General features: G+C 64.4%; 6 protein-coding genes. 5 read left to right on the forward strand and 1 reads right to left on the reverse strand.

Features of this window, described 5'->3' with window-relative positions; all coding sequences use genetic code 11:
- Window positions 1-207 precede the first annotated feature (207 nt).
- Window positions 208-780, forward strand: coding sequence for a GtrA family protein (locus Q4E95_RS11025; RefSeq protein WP_303383354.1), 573 nt, complete (start codon window positions 208-210; stop codon window positions 778-780).
- Between the two features lie 12 nt (window positions 781-792).
- On the opposite strand, the gene Q4E95_RS11030 is transcribed toward Q4E95_RS11025, so the two are convergent.
- Window positions 793-1512, reverse strand: a complete 720-nt coding sequence (locus Q4E95_RS11030) for a TIGR03089 family protein (protein WP_303383355.1) — start codon at window positions 1510-1512, stop codon at window positions 793-795.
- A gap of 232 nt (window positions 1513-1744) precedes the next feature.
- On the opposite strand from Q4E95_RS11030, the gene Q4E95_RS11035 reads away from it, so the two are divergent.
- The 4 genes from Q4E95_RS11035 (at window position 1745) to Q4E95_RS11050 (ending at window position 4980) form a co-directional block, all read left to right on the forward strand.
- A complete protein-coding gene (locus tag Q4E95_RS11035) occupies window positions 1745-2347 on the forward strand; it encodes a WhiB family transcriptional regulator (protein ID WP_303383356.1) in 603 nt (200 codons plus the stop codon).
- A gap of 8 nt (window positions 2348-2355) precedes the next feature.
- Window positions 2356-2838 carry a DUF3499 domain-containing protein gene (locus Q4E95_RS11040; RefSeq protein ID WP_312396162.1) on the forward strand — a complete coding sequence of 161 codons (483 nt, stop codon included), beginning with the start codon at window positions 2356-2358 and terminating at the stop codon, window positions 2836-2838.
- A 79-nt stretch (window positions 2839-2917) separates the two neighbouring features.
- Window positions 2918-4153 (forward strand): Ig-like domain-containing protein, encoded by a 1236-nt coding sequence (locus Q4E95_RS11045; RefSeq protein WP_303383357.1) that lies wholly within the window; start codon window positions 2918-2920, stop codon window positions 4151-4153.
- 8 nt (window positions 4154-4161) lie between these two features.
- A complete protein-coding gene (locus tag Q4E95_RS11050; RefSeq protein ID WP_303383358.1) occupies window positions 4162-4980 on the forward strand; it encodes a TIGR01906 family membrane protein in 819 nt (272 codons plus the stop codon).
- Window positions 4981-5143 lie beyond the last annotated feature (163 nt).

The raw sequence follows: 5143 nt of genomic DNA on the forward strand, positions 1-5143 counted from the left end.
CTGGCCGCCTCCGACAACACCAATGACAGGACCTGTAATGGGGAAACTCACGCTCCCCAGCGTATCGCCACAGCGAGCCCCCAGCTATTTAGGAGTAGGCTGCACCTCAATATGCGGGTCGATCACGTGCTGCAGCGGATCACCCATGAGCGTGCAGGAACCAGTGCGCACGTGACTTCCCCGAGCTACGGAAACCGAGAACCCTACGTGAATAGCATCATGGAACGCGCCGACGCGTTGTGGCACCTGTTCGTCAAAGAACTCATGAAGTTCGGCGTGGTGGGCGCGCTGGCGTTCGTCATCAACGTTGTCGTCGTGTGGATTTTGATGCACACCCCGTGGTTCGAGGACAGTCACATCAAGGCCAAGTTCGTGGCCACGATGGTCGCCATCCTGTTCTCGTGGATCGCCAACCGACTGTGGACTTTCCGTGAGAAGCGTCAGGAGAACAAACGCCGCGAACTGGTCCAGTTCCTGGTGGCCAATGGCATCGGCCTGGCCATCGAGCTCGGGTGCATCTTCTTCAGTTACTACGTGTTGGGCCTGCAGTCGGCCACGGCGTCCTTCATTTCCGGCACGATCATCGGCACCGTTCTGGGCACCATCTTCCGGTACTTCGCCTACCGGTTCTGGGTGTTCCGCCAGGAGCTCGACGAGGACCCGGATTTTGCGGGCAGCAGGGAAGAGGAGTTCGCGTTCATCACCGGCCAGATCCCGGTCGTGCAGCGCAAGGACGAGACGCCTCGCGCGGATTCGGACGCCCCGCCCCGCCAGGTCTAGGACACGGCCCGACTACCCGCCGGGCAGGCGCGCGGCCTTCTCCTGTCCCAGGACGTCCGGCGTAACATCCGCCTCGTTCGCGGCCATCAGCACGGCGCCGCCGCGGAGCAGCATCCCCAGCGTGATCAGCAGCGCCCGTTCGTTCCAGCCGTCGCTCAACGGTAAATACACGGTGTGGTCCTCGATCGCCGACGCCGCTCGCTCGGCTTCTGCCAGGAGCTCACCGTGCGTGAAGCCCGCCTCCGGCAGGGCATCATCCGCGTCCCGGGGTTCTTCCATTCCCATGTACACGTCCGGGAAGGAACGGACCTCGGCGCAGAAGTCGATGGCCGGCTCGGGCACTGGTTGTTCGCACGCAAAGGCGAGGGCGGGGGAAGCCACGGCCAGGATGTGTTCGGCGGGAACATCCACGTCGAGGTGAGCCTCGAGCTCGGCGTGGACGGCGGCGTCGTCGGCGCAATTACCGGTGAACCGCACGGCGGTGCCTACCCGCAGTGCGGCGAGAGTGAGTACCACCAGCCGCCAATGCGGTAGCGCGGACACGGTGATCAGCTGGCCGGATTCCACATCCAGTTCGTCGACCAACAGACTCGCGGATTTTTCGATCCAATTCACCAGCACTCGGCCGGAGAGCTCCACACGTTCGGACCCGTCCCGCCAGATGAGAGCGGGAGTGGGGCGTTCGGAAATGTGTTCCAAGGCCTGAGCGAAAGTGGCCGGTGTGCGTCTCACGCGAAAACTCCTTAGGGTAAGTGACGGTCCTTGGACCACACTGACGGCACGCCGGTCAGATCCGCAAGTCATTCGATCCCAGCTTGACTCTGTGGGACTTACACGCGTGTAATTAGGAGGTCCGCTTCGGGCCGAACGGACCAATCCCTCGCCTGGAGCGGTTGGTTCCCTGTGGCCCAAATGGGCAGGTCACGGGCACCACATAGCTTTTGCTTCGGACGGAAGGACTGACATGGGAGAGGCCGCACGACGCCACTTCAACGATCGCGAGGACACCACCGAGCAGGGCCGTGAAAACGCCCACGAGGTGATCCCCGCGGATTGGTTCGTTGATCCAGTGGATCAGGCACGCGGCGGATCCGCCATGGAAGTCACCACCCTGGATGATCTCGCGAGTGCCTTCCTGGCCGCGCATCCCGAATCCGCCGGTGACGTGATGCTTCGATCCGATCGTCGCACGAGCGACAATTCCGAATCTGCGGCGCAGCCCCCCGCGCAGCCGCCGGTTCCGCAGAATCTCACCGACGTGGACGTCCACGACCCGCAGAGCGTTGATGCCACCGTGTGGCAGGCCGTTGCCGGTCTGTACTCCGTGAGCGAGGGTGACGCCGAAGGCGAGCTCGCCTGGCAGACGGACGCCCTCTGCGCGCAGACCGATCCCGAAGCGTTCTTCCCCGAGAAGGGCGGCTCCACCCGCGATGCAAAGCGCGTGTGCGAGGCCTGCCCCGTGAGCGGTGAATGCCTGGACTACGCGATGTCCAACGACGAGAAGTTCGGAATCTGGGGCGGGCTCTCCGAACGCGAACGCCGCAGGCTGCGCCGCCGGGGACGCTGAGCAAGGGCATGAGCGAAGAATTCCCTCAGCGCAGCTGTAGCCGCCAGACGTGTTCTCGCGCAGCCGTCTGCACCCTGACCTACGTTTACTCGGATTCCACCGCCGTGATCGGTGCCTTGTCCGCGCGCTCCGAACCCCACGCCTACGACTTGTGCGCGTTCCACGCGGACCGCATGACCGCCCCGCGGGGCTGGCGCGTGGTGCGCCTGGAGTCCCCGGACGGGTGGAACCGCGATGATCTGGGCGCGGTGGTCGAGGCCGTGCGCGATGACGAGCCGGCCGCGCGGCGTCGTTCGCCGTCCCCGCAACGTCCCGGAATGCGCGCCCCCGGGCGATTATTGCGAGACGTTTCATTTAATCGCGCGCCCGTCGAAACCACGGGAGACGAGCGCCCCTCGGGCGGCCGCGAGACAAAGTCCCAGGCCGCACCCGATTTCACGCCGGCACCCCTGCCGCAGAGCCTGCGCCGTGCACATTTGCGCCGCCCGTAGTACATCGATGGTCAACTTGTTGTTGGGTCGGTAACCGGGCAGTCTGGGGGAGATCCAGCCACGCGAAGTGAGGTTCCCAATGGCCCCCCAGCCCACCCGTACAAGTACCTGGCGTTCGCGCGCCCTCACAGGATTGGCGGGGTTCAGCGTGCTGGTCCTGACCGCGTGTGGAACCGGCTCAGGTTCCGGTGGCGACGGCCCCGCAGCAGGCGGCGCCTCCGGCGCGGCTGCTTCTGACGCGCCCGCCACCGAACCCGCTGTGAGCGTGGCCCCGGCCGCGGACACCACCATGGTCAACCCCGTGGACCCCGTGACCGTGACGGCCGACCAGGGCCGCCTCACGGACGTCTCGGTGGTTTCCGACGAGGGCGTGGAGGCTTCCGGGGACATGTCCGAGGACGAAACCACGTGGACCTCCACCAAGCCCCTCGATTTCGATGCCGCCTACACCGTGACGTACTCGGCCGATAACAACGGTCGCACGTCCGAGGGCACCTCCGCGTTCTCCACGGTGGACGCCGCCCACGAAATGGACGTCCGCATGAACGTGAGGGACGGCGGCACCTATGGGGTATGGCAGATCGTCGAATTCGATTTCTCCGAACCAATCCAGAACAAGGACGAGATCGAGCAGGCCGTGTCCGTCAACGGCGGCGGGGACCAGGACGGCGCGTTCCGCTGGTACTCGGACACCAAGCTCCGCTACCGGCCCGCCGAACCGTGGGCACCTGACTCGAAGGTCAAGGTGGCCATTGAGTTGCTCGGCAAGGACGTGGGCAACGGGATGATCGGCAACGAGAACCAGACCGTGAACTTCACCACCGGCCCCGAACATCGGGCGTACGTGGACAACAACACCAAGACCCTGGTGGCCTTCGAGAACGGTCGGAAGACCGGTGAGTGGCCCGTGACCCTGGGCAACCCGGACTGGCCGTCCACCACGGGTAAGAAGGTCATCATTGAACAGGCCGAGTCCTACGAGTTCAAGCCATCGTCCCTGAACCTTTCACCCGGTGACCCGCATTATTACGAGCCCTTCAATGCATCCAACGTGGCCCGCCTGACGTGGAGCGGCGAGTTCATCCACCAGGCGCTTCCCTCCGCCATGCCGGTGTTGGGCTATGCAAATATTTCTCACGGCTGCGTGGGTATGCCGCCGGAGGGCGCCAAGTACATTTTCGACACGTTCCGCCCCGGTGACATGGTGGAAGTGGTTAACACGAATTATCCCCAGGCCGATCCCGACGACGGGTTCGGCGACTGGAACATTCCCTTTGACAAGTACTCGGACGAAAACTGGCACGGAAACTGGTGATATCCCCGGTGAGCTCTTCCACCACGGCGGTCAAACGCCCCCGCGAGGCGAAGTTTCCTCGCATCCAGCAGGTCTTTCTGGCGTTGACGTTCCCGATCCTCCTGATTGCCCTGGGGGTGCGGCTCGTTGCCACCCCCTTGTTCCTGTGGATCGAGTACCATCGCCCGGGTTTCCCCGCCGATTACTGGGGGATGAGCCGCGAACAGCGCATGACCTACGGGTCCTACGGGCTGGACTACATCATGAACTTCGCCCCGCCCCAGTACCTGGGCGGGCTGGTCAACGATGACGGCGCCGCACTCTTGCAGGATCAAGAGGTCTCCCACATGACCGACGTGCAGCATGTGATCCAGTGGGGCTTCCTGGTGGCATTGATCCTGCTGGTGCTCAGCGTGATCAGCTGCCTCTACCTGCACCGCCGGGCCCCCGGGGCCGCATCCGGCGCGCTGTTCTTCGGCGCGTGGCTGAGCATTGCCCTGCTGGTCATTCTCCTGGTGATTGCGGTGCTGGCCTGGGAAACGTTCTTCGCACTGTTCCACTCCCTGTTCTTCGACGCCGGCAGCTGGACCTTCCGAATCACCGACACCCTGATCCGTTTGTACCCCACCCAGTTCTGGATGGACGCCGCGATCGCCGTGGCCCTGGTGGCCGTCATCGGCGCGTTCGTGACCATGCTGATCACGCGTCCGCGCATGCGATCCGTGTCTCGCGCTGAGCGGGCCGCCGTTGCTGAGGCTGCCGACGGCGAGCCTGAGGGCGCCGGTGCGAAGCCCGCGAAGAGCGCTCCACAGTCTGAAACCGGGGGCCGTTCCGCTCCCTGGGCCTAGTCACGCAAGTCAATTAACCAACCCGTGCGGTCTTGGCTAGTGGCCGGCATGAGGGGCTGAGGCCTGTTCCGGGGCTGTTCGATCCGACGGCGACACCTCGTGTTTAGTTAGAACCCTTCGGGCGCCCCTCGAGGGTTCTAACGGTCCACCTGATGTAGGACGG

Origin of the sequence: Kocuria sp. (assembly GCF_030536815.1) — a bacterium.
GTDB lineage: Bacteria > Actinomycetota > Actinomycetes > Actinomycetales > Micrococcaceae > Kocuria > Kocuria gwangalliensis.

Excerpts from the sequence above, each read along its gene's own strand:
- Q4E95_RS11035 (WP_303383356.1), top strand. The coding sequence starts at position 1,745 with ATGGGAGAGGCCGCACGACGCCACTTCAACGATCGCGAGGACACCACC.
- Q4E95_RS11040 (WP_312396162.1), top strand. The coding sequence starts at position 2,356 with ATGAGCGAAGAATTCCCTCAGCGCAGCTGTAGCCGCCAGACGTGTTCT.
- Q4E95_RS11045 (WP_303383357.1), top strand. The coding sequence starts at position 2,918 with ATGGCCCCCCAGCCCACCCGTACAAGTACCTGGCGTTCGCGCGCCCTC.